Origin of the sequence: Actinoplanes sp. NPDC020271 (genome assembly GCF_044388125.1) — a bacterium.
Lineage (GTDB): Bacteria > Actinomycetota > Actinomycetes > Mycobacteriales > Micromonosporaceae > Actinoplanes.
In genome coordinates this window covers 256,401-280,159 of record NZ_JBIRWQ010000001.1, presented here as the reverse complement: position 1 = coordinate 280,159, position 23,759 = coordinate 256,401, and the positions used below count along the sequence as shown (strand labels likewise).

Here is a 23,759-nt window from a genome sequence, read left to right as displayed (position 1 = left end):
TCGCAACCGGTGAGCCGGCCGCCGAGTTCCGCCGCCCGCACACCCCGCGGGCGTCGAGGGCTCGGCGGCCGACTCGCCGGCGGCGAAGCGCGCGGGTCCACGAGTTACGTGATGTCGGACACGTTCCACGGCCGTACCATCAATGGGCCTGGATCTTGGATTTTCGGGACCTTCGGCCCGGATTTCGGGTTCCGGTTTAGATAACGTTCAGGTCGCGCCCCGCTGCGTCCGGGGGCGGGAGGCTCGGCTAGGGTCACTGGTGACGGCGACGGTGCCGGCAGTTCGGCCGAACCCCCGTTGTGACGCCGCCGAGTTTCTCTGCTGCGGCGTCCTCGCTCCTGCGGGCGCGGCGGCCGGACGCCCCCTGTGCAGGCCCTCCACGTGGCCGGCACGAGATCCTCCGCCGGTCGCAAAATCCGGCGGACCGAAACGAGGAGACCACCTGTGACCATCCGGGTTGGCATCAACGGCTTCGGCCGTATCGGTCGTAACTTCTTCCGGGCGGTTCTCGCCTCCGGAGCCGACATCGAGATCGTCGGCGTGAACGACCTGACCGACAACGCCACTCTTGCCCACCTGCTGAAGTACGACAGCATCCTGGGCCGGCTGGGCGCCGAGGTGAAGGCGACCGCCGACGAGATCACCGTCGGGGGCAAGACCTTCAAGGCGTTCGCCGAGCGCGACCCGAACAACCTGCCGTGGGGCGACCTGGGCGCCGACGTCGTCATCGAGTCGACCGGCTTCTTCACCGACGCCACCAAGGCCAAGGCGCACGTCGACAAGGGCGCCAAGAAGGTCATCATCTCGGCTCCGGCCAAGAACGAGGACATCACGATCGTGATGGGTGTGAACGACGGTCTGTACGACGCCGCCAAGCACACCATCATCTCGAACGCGTCCTGCACCACGAACTGCCTCGCCCCGATGGCGAAGGTCCTGAACGACACGATCGGGATCGAGAAGGGTCTGATGACCACGATCCACGCGTACACCCAGGACCAGAACCTGCAGGACGGCCCGCACAGCGACCTGCGTCGCGCCCGCGCCGCCGCGCTGAACATCGTCCCCACCTCGACCGGTGCGGCGAAGGCCGTCAGCCTGGTGCTCCCGGAGCTGAAGGGCAAGCTGGACGGCTTCGCGCTGCGCGTGCCGATCCCGACCGGCTCCGCCACCGACCTGACCTTCACCGCCGCCCGTGACACCACGGTCGACGAGGTCAACGGCGCGATCAAGGCCGCGGCCGAGGGTGCTCTCAAGGGCTTCCTGACCTACACCGAGGACCCGATCGTGTCCGCGGACATCGTCACCGACCCGTCGTCCTGCATCTTCGACGCCGGCCTGACCAAGGTCATCGGTGGCAACCAGGTCAAGGTCGTCGGCTGGTACGACAACGAGTGGGGCTACTCGAACCGTCTCGTCGACCTGGTCAAGCTCGTCGGGGCCTGATCTTCATCATGAAGACTCTCGACGACCTGCTCGGCGAGGGTGTCTCGGGTCGGCGCGTGTTCGTGCGCGCCGACCTGAACGTCCCGTTCGACAAGGCAAACCCGGGTGTCATCAGCGACGACGGCCGCGCCCGCGCGGTCCTGCCGACGCTGATCGCCCTGCGTGACGCGGGCGCCCGCGTGATCGTGGCGTCCCACCTGGGCCGCCCGAAGGGCGCGCCGGACCCGAAGTTCACCCTCGCGCCGGTGGCGACCCGGCTGGGTGAGCTGCTCGGCTCGGACGTGGTGTTCGCGGACGACACGGTCGGCGCCGACGCGCAGGCCAAGGTCGAGGCGCTCACCGACGGCCAGGTGCTGCTCCTGGAGAACCTGCGGTTCAACGAGGGCGAGACCTCGAAGGACGACGCGGTCCGGGGTGCATTCGCCGACGAGCTGGCGAAGTTCGCCGAGTTCTACGTCGACGACGCGTTCGGTGCGGTGCACCGCAAGCACGCCTCGGTCTACGACGTCCCGGCCCGGCTCCCGCACTTCGCGGGTGGCCTGGTCGTCAAGGAGGTCGAGGTTCTCCGCAAGGTGTCCGAGACCCCCGAGAAGCCGTACGTCGTGGTGCTCGGCGGCTCGAAGGTCTCCGACAAGCTCGCCGTGATCCAGGCGCTGCTGCCGAAGGTGGACAAGCTCCTCGTCGGTGGCGGCATGTGCTTCACGTTCCTCAAGGCCCAGGGCCACGAGGTCGGGAAGTCGCTGCTGGAGACCGAGATGATCTCTGTTTGCGCCGATCTGCTGGAGCAGGCGCAGGGCCGGATCGTTCTGCCCGTCGACGTGGTGGCCGCGACGGAGTTCTCCGCGGACGCCGCTCACGACGTGGTGGATGCTTCCGGCATTCCCGCCGACCGTCTCGGTCTCGACATCGGCCCCCGGTCGACTGCGCTGTTCGCGGAGGCGATCGCGGGCGCCAGGACCGTGTTCTGGAACGGTCCGATGGGCGTCTTCGAGCTCGCCCCGTTCGCCGCGGGTACCCGCGGCGTCGCCGAGGCGATCACCAAGATCGACGGCTTCTCGGTCGTCGGCGGCGGCGACTCGGCCGCGGCGGTCCGCACGCTCGGCCTGGACGAGACCGCGTTCGGCCACATCTCCACCGGCGGGGGCGCGTCCCTGGAGTACCTCGAAGGCAAGACGCTGCCGGGCGTCGCCGCCCTGGAGAAGTGATGGGTGACGTGACCCGCAAGCCGATCATCGCCGGTAACTGGAAGATGAACCTCAACCACTACGAGGCGAATCTGCTGATCCAGAAGCTGGCCGCGAGCCTGAACGCCGAGCAGCTCGAGGCGGTGGAGACGGTGGTCCTGCCGCCCTTCACCGACCTGCGCACGGTGCAGACCGCGATCGAGGGCGACAAGCTCGCGATCAAGTACGGCGCTCAGGACATCTCGCAGCACGCCTCCGGCGCGTACACCGGTGACATCGCCGGCTCGATGCTGGCGAAGCTCGGCTGCACCTACGTGGTGATCGGGCACTCCGAGCGCCGCGAGTACCACCACGAGAGCGACCAGCTGATCAACGCGAAGATCAAGGCGGCCTTCGCGGCCGGCCTGACCCCGATCTTCTGCGTCGGCGAGGGCCTGGAGATCCGCGAGCAGTCCGGGCACGTCCCGCACTGCACCGCGCAGACCGACGCCGGCCTCGACGGTCTGAAGGAAGACCAGATCAAGCAGATCGTGATCGCGTACGAGCCGGTCTGGGCAATCGGCACCGGCAAGACCGCGACGCCGGACGACGCCCAGGAGGTGTGCGGAGCGATCCGCGCCCGCCTGACCGAGAAGTACGGCAGCGAGGTCGCCGAGGCCGTCCGCATTCAGTACGGTGGATCGGTCAAGGCGAACAACATCGCGCAGATCATGTCCCAGCCCGACGTGGACGGCGCGTTGGTCGGTGGCGCGAGCCTGGACGCCGAGGGCTTCGCGGCCATCGTGCGCTTCCCGGAGCACGTCGCCCGATAGATATTTTCCAGCGCGTGCCCGGCCGTGGTAAACGGCCGGGCACCCGCTATTGTGGGACCGCTGCTGTGCCCTTCGAGAGGAATGAACCCGACCATGCCGATCGCGTTCGCGTACACGTTGATCGTGTTGCTGATCATCACCAGCATCCTGCTGACCCTGCTGATCCTGCTGCACCGGGGCAAGGGCGGCGGCATGTCCAGCATGTTCGGTGGCGGCGTGACGTCGAGCCTGGCCGGTTCGTCGGTGGCCGAGAAGAACCTCGACCGGTACACGGTCCTGGTCGCTGTCATCTGGTTCGCGTGCATCATCGGGCTCGGTCTCTGGCTTCGCGTGACGCTGAATTCCTGACTCGCGGGTAACGTCGTACAATCTGCCGCGCGGCCGGTTTTACCGGCCGTGCGGCTTTTTGCTTCACCTGTCCGTTTTGATCTTCCGTTGTGCTCGATTCCCATGAGACAGGAGTGACGTCCGTGTCCAGTGGCAGCGCCATCCGTGGCAGCCGCGTCGGATCCAGCCCGATGCGCCCCGACGAGCGCACCGAGCCCGCCCCTCGCCGCCTGGTGAACTACTTCTGTGCGGCCGGCCATGACAGCGGCATCTGGTTCGCCGCCGACGCCCCGGCGCCGGACACCTGGGACTGCCCGCGCTGCGGGCAGCCGGCCGGGCTCGACCAGCAGGCGCCCCCGGGGCGGTTGCGGGCCGAGCCGTACAAGTCGCACCTGGCCTACGTGAAGGAGCGACGCTCCGAGGAGGACGGCGCGGCGATCCTGGAGGAGGCGCTGGCCAAGCTCCGCCAGCGCCGTGGCCGCGTCTGACCCTCCACGCCGCCCGCACCGCTCTGTCTGACGGGGTGCCCCGCCCACATCGGCGCGCCTGTCGGTGCGCGCGCCCGTTCTGGCGTGCCTGACGGTGGACGCCGCCCGCATCGGCGTGCCTGTCGGTGCGCGCGCCCGTTCTGGCGTGCCTGACGGTGGACGCCGCCCGCATCGGCGTGCCTGTCGGTGCGCGCGCCCGTTCTGGCGTGCCTGACGGTGGACGCCGCCCGCAACCTCCTCTGTCTGCACCGGCCGGCGGCTTGACCGTCGACGCCGCCGCACGCTGGGGCCCGCACGGCTGCGGCCCGCACCGGCCCGCACCGGCTGCGGCCCGCACCGGCCCGCACCGGCTGCGGCCCGCGCCGGGCCGCAGCGTGCGCACGGTCCCGGCTGCTTCTCACCGTGGTTATGAGGGACGAACAGCCACCGTGGGAACCAGCCGGAACGGGGGCGCGTCGCCACCCGGAGTGGCGGCGGCCTCGAGGGCTGCAAGCTGGGCTTGCGGGCGTGAACGGGTCTGTTGCTCTGACCGTGCCCCGCCACGGAGGCCGCCCTGGAGGGCTGAGCGTTCTGGGCGCCCCGCGCCCTGCTCGGCCCGGAAGGGTCCCCGCGGGAGCGGCGGAGCAGGACCACAGCGGACGTGGGACATGAAGATCTTGAAGTTGATCTTCGGGGTCCGTGATCGTCAGAGCGGGCTGGTGTCCCGGCCCAGGTAGAGCGCGCCGGGGTCGTCGATCGGCAGGTCGCGGAACCCGAGCCGCTGGTAGAACGCGTAGGCCCCGCTGTTCGACGGCGCCATGCCGAGGTGGACCCGGGGCACCCCCGCGGCCCGCAGCCCGTCGAGGAACGCCGCTATCAGGCCGCGCCCCTGACCGCGGCCCTGCCACTCCGGCACCAGGTCGATGTGCAGGTGGGCCGGGTGGTCGGCGAGCTCCGGGTGCAGCATCCGCTCCGGGTGCCGGTGCAGGTCGAGCATGATCTCGTCGCGCGGGTCGCCGTCGACGAGACGGTCGGCGGTGGCCGGCAGCCACTCGGCGCGGTACCGCTCGACGAACCGCGCGGTGTCGGCGGTGCCGATGACGTAGCCGACCGCGCGCCCGGTGCCGTCGTCGAGGACGTGCGCGTGCTCCGGCTCCAGGATCACGTAGGGCGCTGCCCAGATGTCCCCGAGCAGGCGGTCCGAGCTGTACTTCCCCCGGGCGTCCTGGCCCGCGTCACCGGTCCGGACACAGATGTCGTAGACGGCTTCGAGGTCGCTCGATCGGTAGGCACGTATCGCAACAGGCACTCGCCGAAGTCTACGGATGGCACCATGGTGCGAATGAACTGGACTCTCGAGGTGGTCGTCGTCCCCGTCACCGACATCGACCGGGCGAAGAAGTTCTACGCCGAGCAACTCGGCTTCAACGTCGACCATGACACCGCGTTCGGTGACCAGGTGCGGATCGTGCAGCTCACGCCCCCGGGCAGCGGCTGCTCGATCGTGATCGGCCGGGGCGCGGTGCCGGACATGCCGCCCGGCTCGCTGAAGGGCCTGCAGCTGGTGGTGCGCGACATCAAGGCCGCGCACGCCGAGCTGGTGGCCCGCGGGGTCGACGTCAGCGAGGTGACCACGCTGGGGGAGAACCCGACGCCGACCCCGGATCCGCTGGACAACGTCGGGTTCGTCTTCTTCAGCGACCCCGACGGCAACAGTTGGGCGGTCCAGCAGATCTCCACCCGTTCCTAGCGCTTGGAGGCGGCTGCCTCGTCGAGAAGGAACAGCGTCCTGCGGACGCCGTGAGCGTGCGCCGCCGGCAGGTCCCCGCCCCGCAGCACCGTCCCGATCGGCTCGGCTTTGTCCGGCCCGGCCGCGACCAGCCACACCTCGTCGGCGTTCCCGATCGTCGCCAGGGTCAGCGTGATGCGGGTAGGCGGGGGCTTCGGGCTGTCGTAGGTGGCGACCGCCACCCCGCTCTTCTCCAGCACCGGGTGCCCGGGGAAGAGCGACGCCACGTGGCCGTCCTCACCGACGCCCAGCATCAGCACGTCGAAGCGCAGGCCGGCCGCGCTGACCTCGGCGGCGTACCGCTCGGCGGCCGCGTCCGCGTCGTCGCCGTCCGGCCCGTCGCTGGCCGGCATGGCGTGCACCCGGGCCGGGTCGAGCGGCAGCGCGTCCAGCACCGCCTCACGGGCCTGGGTCTCGTTGCGGTCCGGGTCACCGGACGGCAGGAACCGCTCGTCGCCCCACCACAGGTCCACCCGGGACCAGTCGATCGCCGCGGCGGCCGGCAGGTCACGCAGCTGGCGCAGCACCTTGGCGGCGACCCGGCCACCGGTCAGCACCACGCTGGCCGTGCCGTGCACCGCCTGCGCGTCGATGATCCGGATGGCCAGCCGGGCCGCCACCGTGGACGCCAGGATGTCGGCGTCCGGAACGACCACGACAACGGTCTCACTCATGAACGACTCCTTTAATGAAAGGGCCGCCCGCCGGTGGCGGACGGCCCTTCTCTTGTAGAAACCTGTGTCAGCCGGCCATCGCGTCGGTCGGGCTGGCCGCCCGGGCCGCCAGCGCCGGGTCCTTCCAGACGTGCACCCGGGCCGCCGGGCGGTGGTCCAGACCGGACAACCCGGCCAGGGCACCCAGCGCTTCCGCGTAGATCTGGTCGGCGTCGAGCCGGCGCAGTTCCTCGGCGAGCTCGTCGCCGACCGGCCGCTTCGGCAGCGGCATGTAACGGTCCTCCTGGCCGGTCCGGCTGAAGAGGGCGGTGCCCTCCTCCCGGGTGACCCGCACACAGTCGCCGTTCTCGCACTGGAGCTCGACGGAGTGCATGCGCGGGGCCCGGTCGGTGTGCTCCAGGACCGGCTCGATGCCGAGCCGGGACTTGAGCCAGCCGAGCATCAGCCAGGCGGTCGGGTCCTTCTGCGGGGCCACGATCTTCGCCCCGATCACCCGCGCGTCGGTGGTGTCGAACGCGCCGGCCACCAGGGTCCGCCACAGCGTGATGCGGGTCCAGGTGAGGTCGGTGTCACCGGGCGCGTAGTCCACGGCCCGCTGCTTGAGCGCGGCGACCGGGTCCGGCGCCTGGGCGCTGTCGGTGATCCGGCGGTCCGCGATGACGCCCAGGAAGTCGTTGGCGATCATGTTCGGCGGCTCCTCGTGCCACCAGGAGACCACCGGGACGTCCGGGGCGAGCAGCGGGATGACCACCGACTCGGCGTGCAGCGCCAGCCGCCCGTACATCCGCATGACGACCGCCTCGGCCGGACCGAGCCGGCCGCCGACGACGATCTCCGCGTCCAGGCGGCTGCGGCCGTCCAGGTCGGAGCGCACGATGATCAGCACCCGGCACGGGTGGGCGGCGGCGGCTATCGTCGCGGCCGCCTCGGCCTCCCGGACCTTCTTCTCCTCGACCACGGCGATCAGGGTCAGCGCCAGGCCGGAGGCCACTCCGCCGGCACTGCGCCGCTCCGCGGTGAGTGCCTTGACCACCTCGTTACCGGTGGTGTCCCACAGCCCGATCATGCTCGCCTCCAGGCACGGCCTTCGCTTGCCAGCATCTCGTCGGAGGCCCGCGGGCCCCACTCGCCGGCCCGGTAGGGCTCCGGTGTGGTGCCCGCCCAGGCGGCCTCCAGCGGGTCGATGACCCGCCAGGACTGCTCGACCTCGGCCGCGTCCGGGAACAGGGTGCGGTCGCCGATCAGCACGTCCAGGACCAGCCGCTCGTACGCCTCCGGGCTGGACTCGGTGAACGCCTCGCCGTACTGGAAGTCCATCGCGATGTCGCGGACCTCCATGGCCGTCCCCGGCACCTTGGAGCCGAACTTGAGGACCACGCCCTCGTCCGGCTGGACCCGGATGACCAGTTGGTTGTTGCCGAGCATCTCCACGTCGGCCGGGTCGAACGGCAGGTGCGGAGCCTTCTTGAAGAGGATCGCGATCTCGGTGACCCGGCGCGGCATCCGCTTGCCGACGCGCACGAAGAACGGCACGCCCGCCCAGCGCCGGTTCTGGATCCCGAGGCGGACCGCGACATACGTCTCGGTCTTGGAGTCCGCCGGGATGTTCTTCTCCTCGAGGTACCCCACGGCGCGCTCACCGGCGACCCAGCCCGGCAGGTACTGCCCGCGGACCGAGCCCTTGGTGATGTCGGCCGGCAGGCTGATCGCCCTGAGCACCTTCAGCTTCTCGGCCCGCACCTCCTGCGGGTCGAAGCTGGTCGGCTCCTCCATCCCGACCAGCGCGAGCAGCTGGAGCAGGTGGTTCTGCAGCACGTCGCGGGCGGCGCCGGACGCGTCGTAGAACGCGGCCCGGGTGCCGATGCCGACGTCCTCGGCCATGGTGATCTGCACCGAGTCCACGTACTTCGAGTTCCACACCGGCTCGAACAGGCTGTTCGCGAAGCGCAGGGCCAGAATGTTCTGGACCGTCTCCTTGCCCAGATAGTGGTCGATCCGGTAGACGTCGGCCGGGTTGAACACGTCGTCGACGAGCTGGTTCAGCGCGACGGCCGTGGCCAGGTCGTTGCCGAACGGCTTCTCCACCACCACCCGGCGCCAGCCGCCCAGCTTCGCGTTGTCGGCCAGGCCGGTACGGTTGAGCTGGTTGAGCACCAGCGGGAAAGCGGCCGGCGGGATCGAGAAGTAGAAGGCCGTGTTGCCCTGGATCCCGTTGCGCTCGCGGAGCTCGTCCAGCGTCTCGGAAAGTTTGTCGAAGTCGGCGTCGTCGTCGAAGGAACCCGGGACGAACTGGAACTGGCTCGACAGCCGCTGCCAGACGTCCTCGCGCCACGGCGTGCGGGCGCCCTTCTTGGCGGCGTTGTAGGCCAGCGTCTCGAAATCGCCGTCGCCCCAGTCAGCGCGCGCGAAGCCCACCACTACGAAGCCGGGGGGCAGCAGACCACGGTTGGCCAAGTCGTACACGGCCGGGATGAGCTTCTTACGGGACAGGTCACCGGTGACCCCGAAGATCACCAGAGCGCAGGGCTCCGGAATCCGCGGTAGACGTCGGTCCTGTGCGGTACGCAGCGGATTACCCACGTTGCCATCCTGCCAGTTTTTCGCGAACGGAGCGGCCTGTCGCGGAGTGTTCCACGACAGGCCGCACGACGTTGTTACTAAGCCGCGTCGCTCGGGTTGTCGGCGCCGGCCGAGGCCGCCTTCAGCGACTTGGTGACGCCCTCCAGCAGGTCCTTCCACGCCGACTCGAACTTCTCGACGCCCTCTTCCTCGAGGACCTTCACGACGTCGTCGAAGTCGATGCCGGCCGCCGCGAGATCCGCGAAGACCTTCTTGGCGTCGCCGTAGTTGCCGGTGACGGTGTCGCCCTTGGTCTCGCCGTGGTCGGCGTAGGCCACGATGACCGACTCCGGCATCGTGTTGACCGTCCCGGGCGCGATCAGCTCCTCGACGTAGATCGTGTCGCGGAAGTCCGGGCTCTTCGTGGACGTGGAGGCCCACAGCGGCCGCTGCGGGTTGGCTCCGGCGGAGGCCAGCGTCTTCCAGCGGTCGGTGCCGAACACCTCCTCGTACGCCTCGTAGGCGAGCCGGGCGTTGGCGATCGCCGCCTTGCCCTTGAGCGCCTTCGCCTCGTCGCTGCCGATCTTGTCGAGGCGCTTGTCCACCTCGGAGTCGACGCGGGAGACGAAGAACGAGGCGACCGAGCCGATCTTGGACAGGTCGTGGCCGTTCGCCTTCGCCTGCTCCAGGCCGGCCAGGAACGCGTCCATGACCGCCCGGTAGCGCTCGAGCGAGAAGATCAGCGTGACGTTGACGCTGATGCCGGCGGCCAGCGTCTGCGTGATCGCGGGCAGCCCGGCCAGGGTCGCCGGGATCTTGATGTACAGGTTCGGCCGGTCCACGAGCCACCAGAGCGTCTTCGCCTCGGCGACGGTCGACTCGGTCTCGTGGGCCTTGCGCGGGTCCACCTCGATGGAGACGCGGCCGTCGACACCGTTGGAGGCGTCGTAGGCCGGGCGCAGCACGTCGGCCGCCGCGCGCACGTCGGCGGCGGTCATCAGGCGGACCGCCTCCTCGACGGTGACGCGCTGAGCGGCCAGGTCACGCAGCTGCTCGTCGTAGGCGTCCGCGTCGGAGAGCGCCTTCTGGAAGATGCTCGGGTTCGTGGTGACCCCGACCATGTGCTGCTCGCGACGCATCTTGTCGAGCGAGCCGCTGGTCAGGCGGACCCGGGAGAGATCGTCGAGCCAAACCGCCACACCCTGGGCGGAGAGCTCGGCCAGCCTGTCGGTCATAACCTTCAACTCCTTTGTCGGGCTGTATAGAACTCAGTTACCCGTCGTGTGGCCAGTGATCTCGCCCACCTTGGCGAGAGAGGCGTTGGCCTTCGCGACGACGTTGTCCGCGGTGAAGCCGAACTGCTCGAAAAGGATCTTGGCGGGGGCGCTGGCGCCGTAGTGCTCGATGCTGACCGCCTCGCCGGCGTCGCCGAGGATCCGGTCCCAGCTCATCCGGATGCCGGCCTCGACGGTGACGCGCGCCTTCACGCCGTGCGGCAGGACCTGCTGCTGGTACGCCGTGTCCTGCTGGAAGAACCACTCCTGGCAGGGCATCGACACGACCCGGGTCGGGGTGCCGTCGGCCTCCAGGCGCTCCTGCGCGGTCAGCGCGATCGACACCTCGGAGCCGCTGGCGATCAGGATCACCTTCGGCGTGCCGGTGGACGCCTCGGACAGGATGTAGCCGCCCTTGAGGGTGCCCTCGGCCGACGCGTACTTCGAGCGGTCGAGCGTCGGCAGGTTCTGCCGGGACAGCGCGAGCGCGGTCGGGCGGTCGTTGTGCTCGAGGGCGCCGCGCCACGCGTACGCCGTCTCGTTCGCGTCGGCCGGCCGGACCACGTCGAGGCCGACGATCGCGCGCAGCGCGGTCAGCGTCTCGATCGGCTGGTGCGTCGGGCCGTCCTCGCCGAGACCGATCGAGTCGTGCGTCCACACGAACGTCACCGGCAGCTTCATCAGCGCGGAGAGCCGGACGGCGCCACGCATGTAGTCGCTGAAGACCAGGAACGTGCCACCGTAAGGCCGGGTGCCACCGTGCACGGCGATGCCGTTGAGGATGGAGCCCATGCCGTGCTCACGGATGCCGAAGTGCAGCGTGCGGCCGTACTCGTGACCGGGGAAGGCCTTGGTGGCGTACTCCGCCGGGATGAAGGACGGCTCGCCTTCCATGGTGGTGTTGTTGCTCTCGGCCAGGTCGGCGGAGCCGCCCCACAGCTCGGGCAGGACCGGCGCGAGCGCCTTGAGGATCTTGCCGGACGCGGCGCGGGTGGCCAGGCCCTTCTCGTCGGCCGGGAACTCGGGCAGCGCCGAGGTCCAGCCCTCCGGCAGCTGCTTGGCGGCGAGCCGGTCGAACAGCTTCTTGCCCTCGGCGTTGCCGGCGGCCCAGGCGTCGAACGCCTTCTGCCACTCGGCGTGCGCCGCCTTGCCGCGCTCGACGGTCTGCTGGGCGTGCTTGACGACCTCGTCGTCGATGGCGAACGGCTCGTCGGCGAAGCCGAGCAGCGCCTTGGTGGCGGTGATCTCGTCTTTGCCCAGCGCCGAACCGTGGATCTTGCCGGTGTTCTGCTTCTTCGGGGCCGGCCAGCCGATGATCGTCTTGAGGACGATGAACGACGGCTTGTCGGTCACCGCCTTGGCGGCCTGGATCGCGTTCCAGAGCGCCTCGACGTCCTCGACGTAGGGCTCCGAGCCGGACCAGTTGACCGTCTGGACGTGCCATCCGTACGCCTCGTAGCGTGCGCCGACGTCCTCGTTCTTGGCGATCCGGGTGTCGTCCTCGATGGAGATCTGGTTGTCGTCGTAGATCACCGTGAGGTTGCCGAGCTTCTGCACCGCGGCGATGGCGCTCGACTCGTGGCTGACACCCTCCTCGATGTCGCCGTCGGAGGCGATCGAGTAGACGTGGTGGTCGAACGGCGACTGACCGGCGGCGGCGTCCGGGTCGAACAGGCCGCGCTCACGGCGGGCCGACATGGCCATGCCGATCGCGTTGCCGATGCCCTGGCCGAGCGGGCCGGTGGTGATCTCGACGCCGGGGGTGTGCCCGTACTCCGGGTGGCCCGGGGTGAGCGAGTCCCACTGGCGCAGCGACTTCAGGTCGTCCAGTGACGTGCTGTAACCACTGAGGAAGAGCTGAATGTAGAGGGTGAGGCTGGAGTGACCACAGGACAGCACGAAGCGGTCGCGGCCGGCCCAGTGCGGGTCGGTCGGGTCATGGCGCATCACGCGGTTGAACAGCAGGTAGGCGGCCGGCGCCAGGCTCATGGCCGTGCCGGGGTGGCCGTTGCCGGCCTTCTCGACGGCATCCATGGCCAGCACCCGCACCGTGTCGACCGCTTTGCGGTCGAGGTCGGACCAGTTGAGAGCAGGATCGTTGGCACCCACGTCTGTTGTGCTCCTCGGGCAGCGGATTGTGGAACCCTTTTCGGCTTGACCCTATCCAGTAGGGCTAAACGTCTGCGCAGCGAACGGCACAGGTGCATACGCTGTGAGCGGACACACGGTCGAAGGGTGTGACGGCGTCCACCCGTGCCGGGTGCCCCGAGCAGCGGAGACGGTGGCGCGTAGGCTGTCCGGGCGGCTCGGCCGGGTTGATCTCTGCCCGGCAGGCGGCCGCGAGTTGGTCCAAATGCCGGAAGGTGGCTGTCCGTGAGCATGATCACCGAGCGTTCCGTCCAACCACGGACGCCCGGCGTGGTGGAGCCTGCGCCACGCATCGAAGCGCGACGAGACCGGATGGCGGTGTTCCGGGCTTACCTGGCGCTGACCAAGCCGGCGATCGTCGAGCTGCTGCTCGTCACCACGGTGCCGACGATGATGCTGGCCGCCGGCGGCTGGCCGGACCTGGTCACCTTCTTCGCGGTGCTGGTCGGCGGCGCGCTGGCGGGCGGCGCGGCGAGCGCGCTGAACTGCTACATCGACCGTGACATCGACGTGCTGATGAAGCGGACCAAGCGGCGCCCGCTGCCGACCCATCAGATCACCCCGCGCTCGGTGCTGATCTTCGGGCTGACGCTGGCCGTGGTGTCGGTGGCGCTGATGGCGGTGCTGACCAACTGGCTGGCGACCGCGCTCACCGCGTTCTCGATCTTCTACTACGACGTGATCTACACCTTGTGGCTGAAGCGGCGCACCCCGGCGAACACGTTCTGGGGCGGCGTCTGCGGGGCCGCGCCGGTCGTCATCGGCTGGGCCGCGGTCACCGGTTCCATCTCCGCGATGGGCTGGGCCCTGTTCGCAGTCGTCTTCTTCTGGCAGATGCCGCATTTCTATGCACTTGCCATCAAATACAAGGACGACTACAAGCGGGCCGGCATCCCGATGCTCCCGGTCGTGCGCTCGATGCGCCGGGTGAACTTCGAGATCATCCTCTACACCGTGCTCACCCTGGCGTCGTCGTTCGTCGTCTGGCCGCTCGGTCTCGATCTCGGTCTCGGCTGGATCTACGGTGCGGCCGCGATCGTCACCGGGGTGCTGTTCCTCGGTGAGGCGGTCCGGCTGGCGTACCAGAGCCGCAAGGGCGGCGCGGTGAAGCCGATGCGGCTGTTCCAGCTCTCGATCACGTACCTGACGGTGCTCTTCATGGCGATCGCCGTCGATGCGCTGATCTGAGATCGCGTTCCGTCATCAGGTGACGGCCTCGTCGCACAGGATGCCCGGATTGTGATGCGTGTCAACTACTGTCCGTCACTCGATAGGCGGATTCTGGCAATGCGACAAATCGGGCGTAATTGGTGCGAAACAATGTCTCCCACGGGTAAACCCGCAGGTAACGGGAGTCACAAAAGGGAACACGAGTACCCCGCGAAACGTCTTTGAGTGCTTAGGCTGCGAGGCATGGCAGAAGGTTCCGTAACGACGCTGACTTCCGAGATCAAGACTTTCGCCGCCGGTCACGGCGGCGCGAAGGCGGTCATCGAGTACGTCGGCAAGCGCGGCGCCCGCATCGTCCTCGTCGGCGAGGACGGCGAGTGGTCCGACCAGTTCGCCCAGGACACCGGGGTCGCCCGGCAGGCGTGCGAGGGCGCCGGCGTGCAGGTGGAGAACGAGTGGGAGCGGGAGCTGCTCGAGCAGATGCGCCCCAGCAACGACCTCTGGCGCTCCATGGCCCGCCGGAGCATGGCCCGCTGATCATGCCCGTCGACGCCCGGGTCGCCCTCGTCACCTGCGCCGCCTTCCCCGACCTGTGGGAGGACGACCATCCCGTCCGCGACGCGCTGCGCGAGCGCGGCGTGGCCGTCGACGTGGTGCGCTGGGACGATCCGGACGCCGACTGGTCCGCCTACGACCTCACCGTGATCCGCTCACCGTGGGACTACGTGCCCCGCCGCGACGAGTTCGTCGCCTGGGCCCGCAGCGTCCCGCGGCTGGCCAACCCGGCCGACATCATCGCGTGGAACACTGACAAGCGTTACCTGAGCGACCTCGCCGCGGCCGGGGTCCCGGTCATCCCGACCACGTTCGTCGGCCCCGGCGAGAGCTGGACGGCACCGTCCACCGGCGAATGGGTGGTCAAGCCGGCCGTCTCGGCCGGCAGTCAGGACACCGCCCGGCACCGTCTCCCCACGCAGCTCGCGCAGGCCCGGGCTCACGTCGCCCGCCTCACCGCGGCCGGCCGGACCGCGATGATCCAGCCGTACCTCTCCGCAGTGGACACGGCCGGCGAGACCGCCGTGCTCTGCCTCCCCGACGCGTCCGGCGAACTGACGTACAGCCACGCCGTCCGCAAGGGACCGATGCTCCGCCGCACCGGGGAGCACGAGATCGATCCCGGCAGTGAGGACATCACTCCGCGCACCGCGACCGACGCCGAGATCGAGGTCGCCCGCCAGGCCCTCGCCGCGGTCCCCGGCGGCGCGAAACGCCTGCTCTACGCCCGCGTCGACGTCATCCCGGGCCCGGACGGCACCCCGCTGATGGTCGAGTTCGAACTCACCGAGCCGTCGCTGTTCCTCAGCCACGCCCCTGGATCCGGCGCCCGCCTCGCCGAAGCGGTCCTCGCCCGCCTCTGAGGCCCCGCCGGCCTCCGGGTCCGCCGCTCCCTCCCGGCCGTCGATCTTTCCGCAGTACGTCTTCTCGGCGCCCCGACCGCATGTGGACCGTCCATCCACTACGGTCCGCGACGCCGCTCCGCTCCCGGCCGCAGCTGCGCCGCCGCCCTCGCGACCCCCACGCAACCCGGCCCCGTCGTACTGTCCTGCCGCGACTCCCGCCCCCGGCCGGTTGATCAGGGAAGCCCCTGACAACCAGCCGGAACCGCACCCCGCGCCGAGCGCAACCACCGCCCAGGTCCCGGCCCGGCCGGTTCGCAGCGTGGTTCAGATCTCGGATGACACCGCTCCGGCCGCGCGAGCTCGTACCGCGACCGCGCTCGGCGGCCGCGCCCCGGCGTCGGTGGCCGGTCCTCCGGGGCGATCTCGAGCCGGTCGAGGCACCCCGGGAGCCCAGCCACGCTGTCCTGGCTCGTTCGCAGGGGTGTTGTCCGCGCGGGGGCAGCACCCCAGGGGCTCAGTCGACCTGAATGAGCCGGAGGCCGGGCTCCGGGCGGCGGGGTCGGGGTCAGGCGGCGGGGACGGGTTCCTGGGCGGGGGACGGGGTGAGCGGCGCGGGGGAGAGGGCCGGGCGTTCGCGGAGGGACCAGAGGACGGCCAGCGTGGCGGTCCAGACCAGGCCGGCGCCGAGCATGTGGGCCGCGACCAGGACGACCGGCAGGTGCGTGAAGTACTGCACGAAGCCGATCAGCCCCTGCGCCAGCTCGACCACCACGAGGGTCAGCGCGGCGCGGACGGCGGGCGCCGGGGCCTGCAGGGCGCGCAGCGCGAACCACACCGCGACCGAGAGGCCGATCAGCAGGAACACCAGGTCGGCGTGGACCTGGGAGATCGCGGCGGGGTCGAGGCCGTTGCGCTTGGCGCCCCGGTCGCCGGAGTGCGGGCCGCTGCCGGTCACCACCACGCCGACGGCGACGACGGCGAAGCCGGCCAGTGCGGTGAGCGCGGCCAGGGTGCGCATCGGGGCGGGGACCAGCGGGACGGGTGCGCCGTCGCCCTCGTCGATGCGGCGCCAGAACGCGAACGCCACCGTGATCAGCGCGACCGACAGCAGGAAGTGCAGCCCGACGACCCACGGGTTGAGGTGGGTGAGCACGGTGATGCCGCCGACCACGCCCTGCATCGGGATGCCGAGCCCGACCGCCACCGACAGCCGGACCAGCGAGCGGCGGCGGGGACCGCCGAGCGCGCCGAGGAAGCAGGCGATGGCGAGGCCGGCGAGGACGAACGTGAGGAGCCGGTTGCCGAACTCGATGACGCCGTGCACGCCCATCGCCGCGGTCGTCGTGTACGACTCGTCGGTGCACCGGGGCCACGTCGGGCAGCCGAGCCCCGAGTCGGTGAGGCGGACGGCCGCGCCGGTGACGATCAGCGCGATGTTGGCGACCAGTGACGCGAGGGCCAGCGGGCGCAACCAGGCGGCGAACGGACGGTAGAGCGGCTCGAAGGACTTCACTCGTGGCATCGTACGCGCGAATTTGATCTTGAAAGAAAGGCCCGGTGTGATGGATCACCGGGACATCGGTTTGCAGCCCCCGGAGGAAATACGTAACGTTGTAGTAGTGAAAAACCAGGTGCAGGTGAGAGACGGTGCGGCGGCTTCGGCCACCGCGTCGGACGGCCGCACCCGGGATCGGGTCGCCCAGCTGCTGCTGGAGCGTGGCGCGGCCACCGCGGCCGAGCTCGGCGCCTGCCTGGGCCTGAGCCCCGCGGCCATCCGCAAGCACCTCGACGCGATGCTCGCCGACCAGCTCGTCGAGACCCGCGAGGTGCGCCGCACCGGCCCGCGCGGCCGTGGCCGCCCGGCGAAGGCGTTCGTCCTCACCGCCGCCGCCCGCGAGGGTTTTCCGCATCACTACGACAACATCGCCGCCGCCGCCCTGCGGTGGATCGCCCAGCACAACGGGCCCGAGGCGGTCACCGCATTCGCCGGGTCGCAGATCCAGGCCCTGGAGGACCGCTGCCGCGCGGCTCTCGAGGAGGCCGCCACCGACCCGATCGCCCGGGCGGAGGCGCTCGCCGACGCGCTGACCGCCGAGGGCTACGCTGCCAGCGCGACCACGATCGCGTCCGGCGGGCAGTTGTGCCAGCACCACTGCCCGGTGGCCCACGTGGCTGCCGAGTTCCCTCAGCTGTGCGACGCCGAGACCGAAGTCATCTCCCGGCTCATCGGCACTCACGTGCAGCGCCTCGCCACCATCGCGCACGGCGACGGGGTGTGCACCACGCACATCCCTTCGCGCCCCGCGCAAACCGCCGCAAACACGGTTAGGACAGATAAGCGATGACTGACCAGATCGTCACTCAGGAAGAGCACCTGGCCGCTCTCGGTAAGTACGAGTACGGCTGGGCCGACGCCGACGTGGCCGGTGCCGCCGCGCAGCGTGGTCTGTCCGAGGCGGTGGTGCGCAACATCTCGGCGCTGAAGAGCGAGCCGCAGTGGATGCTCGACCTGCGTCTCAAGGGCCTGCGCCTGTTCGGCCGCAAGCCGATGCCGTCCTGGGGCGCCGACCTCACCGGCATCGACTTCCAGAACATCAAGTACTTCGTGCGTTCCACCGAGAAGCAGGCCGCCTCGTGGGAGGACCTGCCGGAGGACATCAAGGCGACGTACGACAAGCTCGGCATCCCCGAGGCGGAGAAGCAGCGCCTGGTCGCCGGTGTCGCCGCGCAGTACGAGTCCGAGGTCGTCTACCACGCGATCCGTGAGGACCTGGAGGCGCAGGGCGTCCTGTTCCTGGACACCGACACGGCGCTGAAGCAGCACGAGGACATCTTCAAGGAGTACTTCGGCACGGTGATCCCGGTCGGCGACAACAAGTTCGCCGCGCTGAACACCGCGACCTGGTCCGGCGGCTCGTTCATCTACGTGCCGAAGGGTGTCCACGTCGACATCCCGCTGCAGGCCTACTTCCGGATCAACACGGAGAACATGGGCCAGTTCGAGCGGACCCTGATCATCGCCGACGAGGGCAGCTACGTGCACTACGTCGAGGGTTGCACCGCGCCGATCTACTCGTCCGACTCGCTGCACTCCGCGGTCGTCGAGATCGTCGTGAAGAAGAACGCCCGCGTGCGCTACACGACCATCCAGAACTGGTCGAACAACGTCTACAACCTGGTCACCAAGCGCGCCACCTGCGAAGAGGGCGCGACCATGGAGTGGATCGACGGCAACATCGGCTCCAAGGTGACGATGAAGTACCCGGCCGTCTACATGACCGGCCCGCACGCCAAGGGCGAGGTGCTCTCGATCGCGATGGCCGGCGAGGGGCAGCACCAGGACTCGGGCGCCAAGATGGTGCACGCCGCCCCGAACACGTCCTCCACGATCATCTCCAAGTCGATCGCGCGGGGCGGCGGGCGCACGTCGTACCGCGGTCTCGTCCAGGTCCTGGAGGGCTCCTCGCACTCGAAGAGCACGGTCAAGTGCGACGCGCTGCTGGTCGACACGATCTCCCGCTCGGACACGTACCCGTACGTGGACATCCGTGAGGACGACGTGAACATGGGCCACGAGGCGACCGTCTCCAAGGTCAGCGAGGACCAGCTCTTCTACCTGATGAGCCGGGGCCTGACCGAGGACGAGGCGATGGCGATGATCGTGCGTGGCTTCATCGAGCCGATCGCCAAGGAGCTCCCGATGGAGTACGCGTTGGAGCTGAACCGCCTGATCGAGCTCCAGATGGAAGGGGCCGTGGGTTAATCCAGCCCGGCCATCGCAAAGAAGCGGATCAAAGGAAGAAATGACTACCGAGGCCATCGCCCCGCCGAGCACCAAGTCGCAGGTGCTGCGCTCCTTCGACGTCGCCGACTTCCCGGCCCTCAACGGCCTGGAGGAGGAGTGGCGTTTCACCCCGCTCAAGCGCCTGGGTGACCTGGTCAAGGCCACGTCGCTGAACGGCGCGGCGCCGTCGGTGGAGCACGACGACCTGCCCGCCGGCGTCACGGTGAGCACCGCCGACGACGTCGACCCGGTGCTCACCCCGTTCGACCGGATCAGCGCCCTGGCCTACGGTTCGGCCGCCGGCGTCACCGTCATCGAGGTGGCGCCCGAGGCCGAGCCGGCCGGGCCCGCCGTGATCCACGTGGTCGGCAAGGGTGGCGAGGCCGCGGCCGCGCGCACCGTCGTCAAGGTCGGCGCCTTCGCCAAGGCGACGATCGTGCTGGAGCAGACCGGCACGGTCACGCTGGCCGACAACATCGAGGTGATCGTCGGCGACAGCGCCCAGCTCACCTTCGTGACCGTGGCCGGGTGGGACCGCGACGCCGTGCAGGCCCAGCACGTCAAGTTCCGGGTCGGCAAGGACGCGCGCGTCCAGCACGTGCAGGTGACGCTCGGCGGTGACCTGGTCCGCCAGTTCACCAGCGTGGAGTACGCGGGGCGGGGCGGCGACGCCGAGCTCTGGGGCGTGTACTTCGCCGACGCCGGCCAGCACCACGAGCACCGCCAGCTGGTCGACCACGCCGTGCCGGACTGCCGGAGCTACGTGGGGTACCGCGGGGCGCTGCAGGGTTCGTCGGCGCACACCGTCTGGGTCGGCGACGTGCTGATCCGCGCGGCGGCGACGGGCACCGACACGTACGAGATCAACCGGAACCTCGTCCTGACCGACGGGGCGCGGGCTGACTCCGTACCCAATCTGGAAATCGAGACCGGCGAGGTGGCCGGAGCCGGGCACGCGAGCGCGACCGGTCGTTTCGACGACGAGCAGCTGTTCTACCTGATGGCCCGGGGCATTCCCGAGGCCGAGGCGCGCAAGCTGGTCGTCCGCGGCTTCTTCGCCGAGCTGATCAACAAGATCCCGGTCGAGGAGCTGCGCCAGCGGCTGGGCGACGCGATCGAGGCCCGGCTGGTCGAGGCGGGTCAGTAAGTGAGCTTCGAGAACGTCGGGCCGGCGTCCGGCATCGCGAAAGGCACCGCGCTCCAGGTGGAGATCGACGGTGTCGAGGTCGCGGTCGTGCACGCCGACGACGACAACTTCTACGCGGTACGGGACGAGTGCAGCCACGCCTCGGTGGCGCTCTCCGAGGGCGAGGTGGACGGGTGCACGCTGGAGTGCTGGCTGCACGGTTCGCGCTTCGACCTGCGTACCGGTGAGCCCTCCGGACCGCCCGCCATCGACCCGGTGGCGGTCTACCCCGTCGAGATCCGCGACGGAGACATCTACGTTTCGACGAACCCGAGCAATGGAGTAGAGCCGTGAGCACCCTGGAGATCCGCGACCTGCAGGTTTCGGTGAAGCTGCCGGATGGCGAGCTGAAGCCGATCCTCGCCGGGGTCGACCTCACCATCAAGTCGGGCGAGACGCACGCCATCATGGGCCCGAACGGCTCCGGCAAGTCGACGCTGGCCTACTCCATCGCCGGCCACCCGAAGTACGAGATCACCGGCGGTTCGGTGACCCTGGACGGGCAGGACGTGCTCGCGCTGACCGTGGACGAGCGCGCCCGCGCCGGCCTCTTCCTGGCCATGCAGTACCCGGTCGAGGTTCCCGGCGTCTCGGTGGCGAACTTCCTCCGGACGGCGAAGACCGCGATCGACGGCGAGGCGCCGAAGCTGCGCACCTGGGCCGGCGAGCTGCGCGGCGCCATGGAGAAGCTGCAGATGGACCCGGCGTTCGCCCAGCGCAACGTCAACGAGGGCTTCTCCGGCGGTGAGAAGAAGCGGCACGAGATCATGCAGCTCGAGCTGCTGAAGCCGAAGATGGCGATCCTCGACGAGACCGACTCCGGCCTCGACATCGACGCGCTGCGCATCGTCAGCGAGGGCGTGAACCGGGTCCGCGAGACCGGCGAGACCGGCTTCCTGCTGATCACCCACTACACGCGGATCCTGCGCTACATCAAGCCGGACTTCGTGCACGTCTTCGTCGGCGGCAAGATCGTCGAAGAGGGCGGCCCGGAGCTGGCCGAGGAGCTCGAGGTGTCCGGCTACGAGAAGTTCCTCGCCAAGGCCTAGGGGTAAAGATGAGCTTCGACGTCGCGCGGGTGCGCAAGGACTTCCCGATCTTCGAGCGGGAGGTGAACGGCCACCCGCTGGTCTACCTGGACAGCGCCAACACCTCGCAGAAGCCGGTGCAGGTGCTCGACGTCATGCGCGCCCACCAGGAGAAGCACAACGGCAACGTGTCGCGCTCGGTGCACACCCTGGGCACCGAGTCGACCGAGCTGTACGAGGGCGCGCGGGCGAAGATCGCGAGCTTCATCGGTGCGGGCAGCCCCGATGAAGTGATCTTCACCAAGAACTCCACCGAGGCGATCAACCTGGTCGCGCACTCCGCCGGGCAGTTCCTGCAGCTCGGACCGGGCGACGAGATCGTGATCTCCGAGATGGAGCACCACTCCAACCTCGTCCCCTGGCAGCTCCTCTGCGAGCGGACCGGCGCGACCCTGCGCTGGTTCGGCATCACCGACGAGGGCCGCCTCGACGAGTCCCGGCTGGACGAGCTGGTCAACGAGCGCACCAAGCTGGTCTCGGTCGCGCACATGTCCAACACGCTCGGCACGATCAACGACCCGGCCCGGCTCGTCGAGCGGGCCCGTCAGGTCGGCGCGCTGGTCATGCTCGACGCCTCGCAGTCGGTGCCGCACTTCGCGGTCGACGTGCAGGCGCTGGGCGTGGACTTCATCGCGTTCACCGGCCACAAGATGCTCGGCCCGACCGGCATCGGCGTGCTCTGGGGCCGGCTCGGCCTGCTGTCGGAGATGCCGCCGTTCCTGGCCGGTGGCTCGATGATCGAGACCGTGACGATGGCGAAGACGACGTTCGCGCCGCCGCCCGCCCGCTTCGAGGCCGGCACCCCGCCGATCACCGAGGCGATCGGGCTCGGCGCGGCGGTCGACTACCTGACCGGCATCGGCATGGACGAGATCCACCGCCACGAGCAGGCGATCACGGCGTACGCGCTGGAGCAGCTCACCGCGGTGCCCGACGTCCGGATCTACGGCCCGGCGTCACCGGTGAACCGGGGTGGCACGGTGTCCTTCGGCGTCGACGGGGTACACCCTCATGACGTCGGGCAGATCCTGGACGCGCTCGGCGTCGAGGTGCGGGTCGGGCACCACTGCGCGCGGCCGGTGTGCGTGCGGTTCTCGGTGCCGGCCATGACCCGGGCCTCGTTCTACCTCTACACGACCAAGGACGAGATCGACGCCCTCGCGCGCGGCCTCGACCAGGTGCGGAAGGTGTTCGGCTGATGATGCTCGACACGCTCTACCAGGACATCATCCTGGACCACTACAAGCACCCGCACGGGCGTGGCCTGCGCGAGCAGTTCGACGGCGAGGCGCACCACGTCAACCCGACCTGCGGCGACGAGATCACCGTGCGGGTCAACGAGGATCTTTCCGAGATCTCGTACGACGGACTCGGCTGCTCGATCAGCCAGGCATCCGCGTCCGTGCTGCACGAGCTGCTGCAGGGCAAGGACGTCCACGACGCGTCGGAGATCCACCACGCGTTCGTGGAGCTGATGCAGAGCCGCGGCCAGATCGAGCCGGACGAGGAGGTGCTCGGCGACGGCATCGCGTTCGCCGGCGTCGCCAAGTTCCCGGCCCGGGTGAAGTGCGCCCTGCTCCCGTGGATGGCATTCAAGGACGCGGCGGCGCGCGCCGGTGTCGAGGTGGGCGCGAGCCCGGAGGTGAAGGCATGACCAGCGAGACCGAGTCCGTGCAGACCGTGGCCCACGACCACGCCGGCCACGACCACGCACACCACGACCACGCCGGTCACGACCATGCCGGTCACGACCATGCCGGTCACGACCATGCCGGTCACGACCATGCCGGTCACGACCATGCCGGTCACGACCATGCCGGTCACGACCACGCCGGTCACGATCACGGTCACCACCACGGCCACGACCACGGGCACGCGGCCGCGACCGACTCCGTGCGAACGGTGGCCAGCGTCCCGGGCGGCTCGACCTCGGCCGCCGACGACGAGGTCCCGGCCTGGCTCGCCGAGGAGCGGGCAGCGGCGGCCGACGCCGGCGAGGCCGTCGACGTGCCGGCCGCCGGAGTCTCGGCCGCGGCCGAAACGGCCCCGGCCGACAAGGCCGACCCGGGCAAGAAGGCGTCCGTCGACGACATCGAAGAGGCGATGAAGGACGTCGTCGACCCCGAACTCGGCATCAACGTCGTCGACCTCGGACTCGTCTACGGCGTGCACGTCGACGACGAGAACGTCGTCACCCTGGACATGACGCTGACGTCGGCGGCCTGCCCGCTGACCGACGTGATCGAGGATCAGACCCGGCAGGCGCTGACCACCGGCCCCGGCGGCGGCCTGGTCCAGGACTTCCGGATCAACTGGGTGTGGCTGCCGCCGTGGGGCCCCGACAAGATCACCGACGATGGCCGCGAGCAGCTGCGGGCGCTCGGCTTCAACGTGTAAGGACGTACATCCGAAAGGGCGGTGCGCGCGAAGCGTGCCGCCCTTCGTCATATT

The 23,759-nt window shown here is 69.7% G+C and carries 24 protein-coding genes; 17 read left to right on the top strand and 7 right to left on the bottom strand.

What is annotated here, in order from left to right:
* The first annotated feature begins 444 nt into the window (after window positions 1–444).
* The 5 genes from gap to ACH442_RS01210 all read left to right on the top strand — a co-directional run bounded on the left by gap (window position 445) and on the right by ACH442_RS01210 (window position 4,257).
* On the top strand, window positions 445–1,446 hold the full coding sequence (gene gap, locus ACH442_RS01230; protein ID WP_396120539.1) for a type I glyceraldehyde-3-phosphate dehydrogenase: 1,002 nt from the start codon (window positions 445–447) through the stop codon (window positions 1,444–1,446).
* 8 nt (window positions 1,447–1,454) lie between these two features.
* Window positions 1,455–2,651, top strand: coding sequence for a phosphoglycerate kinase (locus tag ACH442_RS01225; RefSeq protein WP_396120538.1), 1,197 nt, complete (start codon window positions 1,455–1,457; stop codon window positions 2,649–2,651).
* On the top strand, window positions 2,651–3,442 hold the full coding sequence (tpiA, locus tag ACH442_RS01220; protein ID WP_396120537.1) for a triose-phosphate isomerase: 792 nt from the start codon (window positions 2,651–2,653) through the stop codon (window positions 3,440–3,442). The genes ACH442_RS01225 and tpiA overlap by 1 nt, the downstream gene beginning before the upstream one ends.
* 93 nt (window positions 3,443–3,535) lie before the next feature.
* Window positions 3,536–3,790 carry a preprotein translocase subunit SecG gene (gene secG, locus ACH442_RS01215; protein ID WP_203738837.1) on the top strand — a complete coding sequence of 85 codons (255 nt, stop codon included), beginning with the start codon at window positions 3,536–3,538 and terminating at the stop codon, window positions 3,788–3,790.
* 122 nt (window positions 3,791–3,912) lie between these two features.
* Window positions 3,913–4,257 carry an RNA polymerase-binding protein RbpA gene (locus tag ACH442_RS01210; protein ID WP_396120536.1) on the top strand — a complete coding sequence of 115 codons (345 nt, stop codon included), beginning with the start codon at window positions 3,913–3,915 and terminating at the stop codon, window positions 4,255–4,257.
* A gap of 685 nt (window positions 4,258–4,942) precedes the next feature.
* Here ACH442_RS01210 and ACH442_RS01205 read toward each other — a convergent pair.
* A complete protein-coding gene (locus tag ACH442_RS01205) occupies window positions 4,943–5,545 on the bottom strand; it encodes a GNAT family N-acetyltransferase (RefSeq protein ID WP_396120535.1) in 603 nt (200 codons plus the stop codon).
* A 33-nt stretch (window positions 5,546–5,578) separates the two neighbouring features.
* Here ACH442_RS01205 and ACH442_RS01200 point away from each other — a divergent pair, with 33 nt between their 5' ends.
* A complete protein-coding gene (locus ACH442_RS01200; protein ID WP_396120534.1) occupies window positions 5,579–5,986 on the top strand; it encodes a VOC family protein in 408 nt (135 codons plus the stop codon).
* On the opposite strand, the gene pgl is transcribed toward ACH442_RS01200, so the two are convergent.
* From pgl to tkt, 5 genes are all read right to left on the bottom strand, one after another.
* A complete protein-coding gene (gene pgl, locus ACH442_RS01195) occupies window positions 5,983–6,699 on the bottom strand; it encodes a 6-phosphogluconolactonase (protein WP_396120533.1) in 717 nt (238 codons plus the stop codon). The two genes, ACH442_RS01200 and pgl, sit on opposite strands and share 4 nt — an antisense overlap.
* Before the next feature lie 67 nt (window positions 6,700–6,766).
* Window positions 6,767–7,765, bottom strand: a complete 999-nt coding sequence (locus ACH442_RS01190) for a glucose-6-phosphate dehydrogenase assembly protein OpcA (RefSeq protein ID WP_396120532.1) — start codon at window positions 7,763–7,765, stop codon at window positions 6,767–6,769.
* Window positions 7,762–9,279: a glucose-6-phosphate dehydrogenase gene (gene zwf, locus ACH442_RS01185; RefSeq protein ID WP_396120531.1), complete on the bottom strand. Its 1,518-nt coding sequence runs from the start codon at window positions 9,277–9,279 to the stop codon at window positions 7,762–7,764. Before zwf ends, ACH442_RS01190 begins: the two co-directional genes overlap by 4 nt.
* 77 nt (window positions 9,280–9,356) lie before the next feature.
* Window positions 9,357–10,493 carry a transaldolase gene (tal, locus tag ACH442_RS01180; protein WP_396120530.1) on the bottom strand — a complete coding sequence of 379 codons (1,137 nt, stop codon included), beginning with the start codon at window positions 10,491–10,493 and terminating at the stop codon, window positions 9,357–9,359.
* 33 nt (window positions 10,494–10,526) lie between these two features.
* Window positions 10,527–12,566, bottom strand: a complete 2,040-nt coding sequence (gene tkt / locus ACH442_RS01175) for a transketolase (RefSeq protein ID WP_396121011.1) — start codon at window positions 12,564–12,566, stop codon at window positions 10,527–10,529.
* A 339-nt stretch (window positions 12,567–12,905) separates the two neighbouring features.
* Between tkt and ACH442_RS01170 the strand changes: the two genes are divergently transcribed.
* The 3 genes from ACH442_RS01170 to ACH442_RS01160 all read left to right on the top strand — a co-directional run bounded on the left by ACH442_RS01170 (window position 12,906) and on the right by ACH442_RS01160 (window position 15,268).
* Window positions 12,906–13,868, top strand: coding sequence for a heme o synthase (locus tag ACH442_RS01170; protein ID WP_396120529.1), 963 nt, complete (start codon window positions 12,906–12,908; stop codon window positions 13,866–13,868).
* A 225-nt stretch (window positions 13,869–14,093) separates the two neighbouring features.
* On the top strand, window positions 14,094–14,387 hold the full coding sequence (locus ACH442_RS01165) for a hypothetical protein (protein WP_203738888.1): 294 nt from the start codon (window positions 14,094–14,096) through the stop codon (window positions 14,385–14,387).
* 2 nt (window positions 14,388–14,389) lie between these two features.
* Window positions 14,390–15,268 (top strand): RimK family alpha-L-glutamate ligase, encoded by an 879-nt coding sequence (locus ACH442_RS01160; RefSeq protein ID WP_396120528.1) that lies wholly within the window; start codon window positions 14,390–14,392, stop codon window positions 15,266–15,268.
* Window positions 15,269–15,815: 547 nt separating this feature from the next.
* On the opposite strand, the gene ACH442_RS01155 is transcribed toward ACH442_RS01160, so the two are convergent.
* Window positions 15,816–16,763 carry a heme A synthase gene (locus ACH442_RS01155; RefSeq protein WP_396120527.1) on the bottom strand — a complete coding sequence of 316 codons (948 nt, stop codon included), beginning with the start codon at window positions 16,761–16,763 and terminating at the stop codon, window positions 15,816–15,818.
* Window positions 16,764–16,869: 106 nt separating this feature from the next.
* Here ACH442_RS01155 and ACH442_RS01150 point away from each other — a divergent pair, with 106 nt between their 5' ends.
* The 8 genes from ACH442_RS01150 to ACH442_RS01115 all read left to right on the top strand — a co-directional run bounded on the left by ACH442_RS01150 (window position 16,870) and on the right by ACH442_RS01115 (window position 23,705).
* Window positions 16,870–17,595 (top strand): helix-turn-helix transcriptional regulator, encoded by a 726-nt coding sequence (locus tag ACH442_RS01150; protein WP_396120526.1) that lies wholly within the window; start codon window positions 16,870–16,872, stop codon window positions 17,593–17,595.
* Complete coding sequence (gene sufB, locus ACH442_RS01145; protein ID WP_396120525.1) at window positions 17,592–19,013, top strand: Fe-S cluster assembly protein SufB; 1,422 nt, start codon at window positions 17,592–17,594, stop codon at window positions 19,011–19,013. Before ACH442_RS01150 ends, sufB begins: the two co-directional genes overlap by 4 nt.
* A gap of 40 nt (window positions 19,014–19,053) precedes the next feature.
* Window positions 19,054–20,181, top strand: a complete 1,128-nt coding sequence (gene sufD / locus ACH442_RS01140; RefSeq protein ID WP_396120524.1) for a Fe-S cluster assembly protein SufD — start codon at window positions 19,054–19,056, stop codon at window positions 20,179–20,181.
* On the top strand, window positions 20,182–20,514 hold the full coding sequence (locus ACH442_RS01135) for a non-heme iron oxygenase ferredoxin subunit (protein ID WP_396120523.1): 333 nt from the start codon (window positions 20,182–20,184) through the stop codon (window positions 20,512–20,514). It begins immediately after the preceding gene.
* Window positions 20,511–21,269 (top strand): Fe-S cluster assembly ATPase SufC, encoded by a 759-nt coding sequence (gene sufC, locus ACH442_RS01130; RefSeq protein ID WP_396120522.1) that lies wholly within the window; start codon window positions 20,511–20,513, stop codon window positions 21,267–21,269. Before ACH442_RS01135 ends, sufC begins: the two co-directional genes overlap by 4 nt.
* An 8-nt stretch (window positions 21,270–21,277) precedes the next feature.
* On the top strand, window positions 21,278–22,507 hold the full coding sequence (locus tag ACH442_RS01125; protein ID WP_396120521.1) for a cysteine desulfurase: 1,230 nt from the start codon (window positions 21,278–21,280) through the stop codon (window positions 22,505–22,507).
* Complete coding sequence (gene sufU / locus ACH442_RS01120) at window positions 22,507–22,962, top strand: Fe-S cluster assembly sulfur transfer protein SufU (protein ID WP_396120520.1); 456 nt, start codon at window positions 22,507–22,509, stop codon at window positions 22,960–22,962. The genes ACH442_RS01125 and sufU overlap by 1 nt, the downstream gene beginning before the upstream one ends.
* Before the next feature lie 353 nt (window positions 22,963–23,315).
* Window positions 23,316–23,705, top strand: a complete 390-nt coding sequence (locus ACH442_RS01115) for a metal-sulfur cluster assembly factor (protein WP_396121010.1) — start codon at window positions 23,316–23,318, stop codon at window positions 23,703–23,705.
* The last annotated feature ends 54 nt before the right edge of the window (window positions 23,706–23,759 follow it).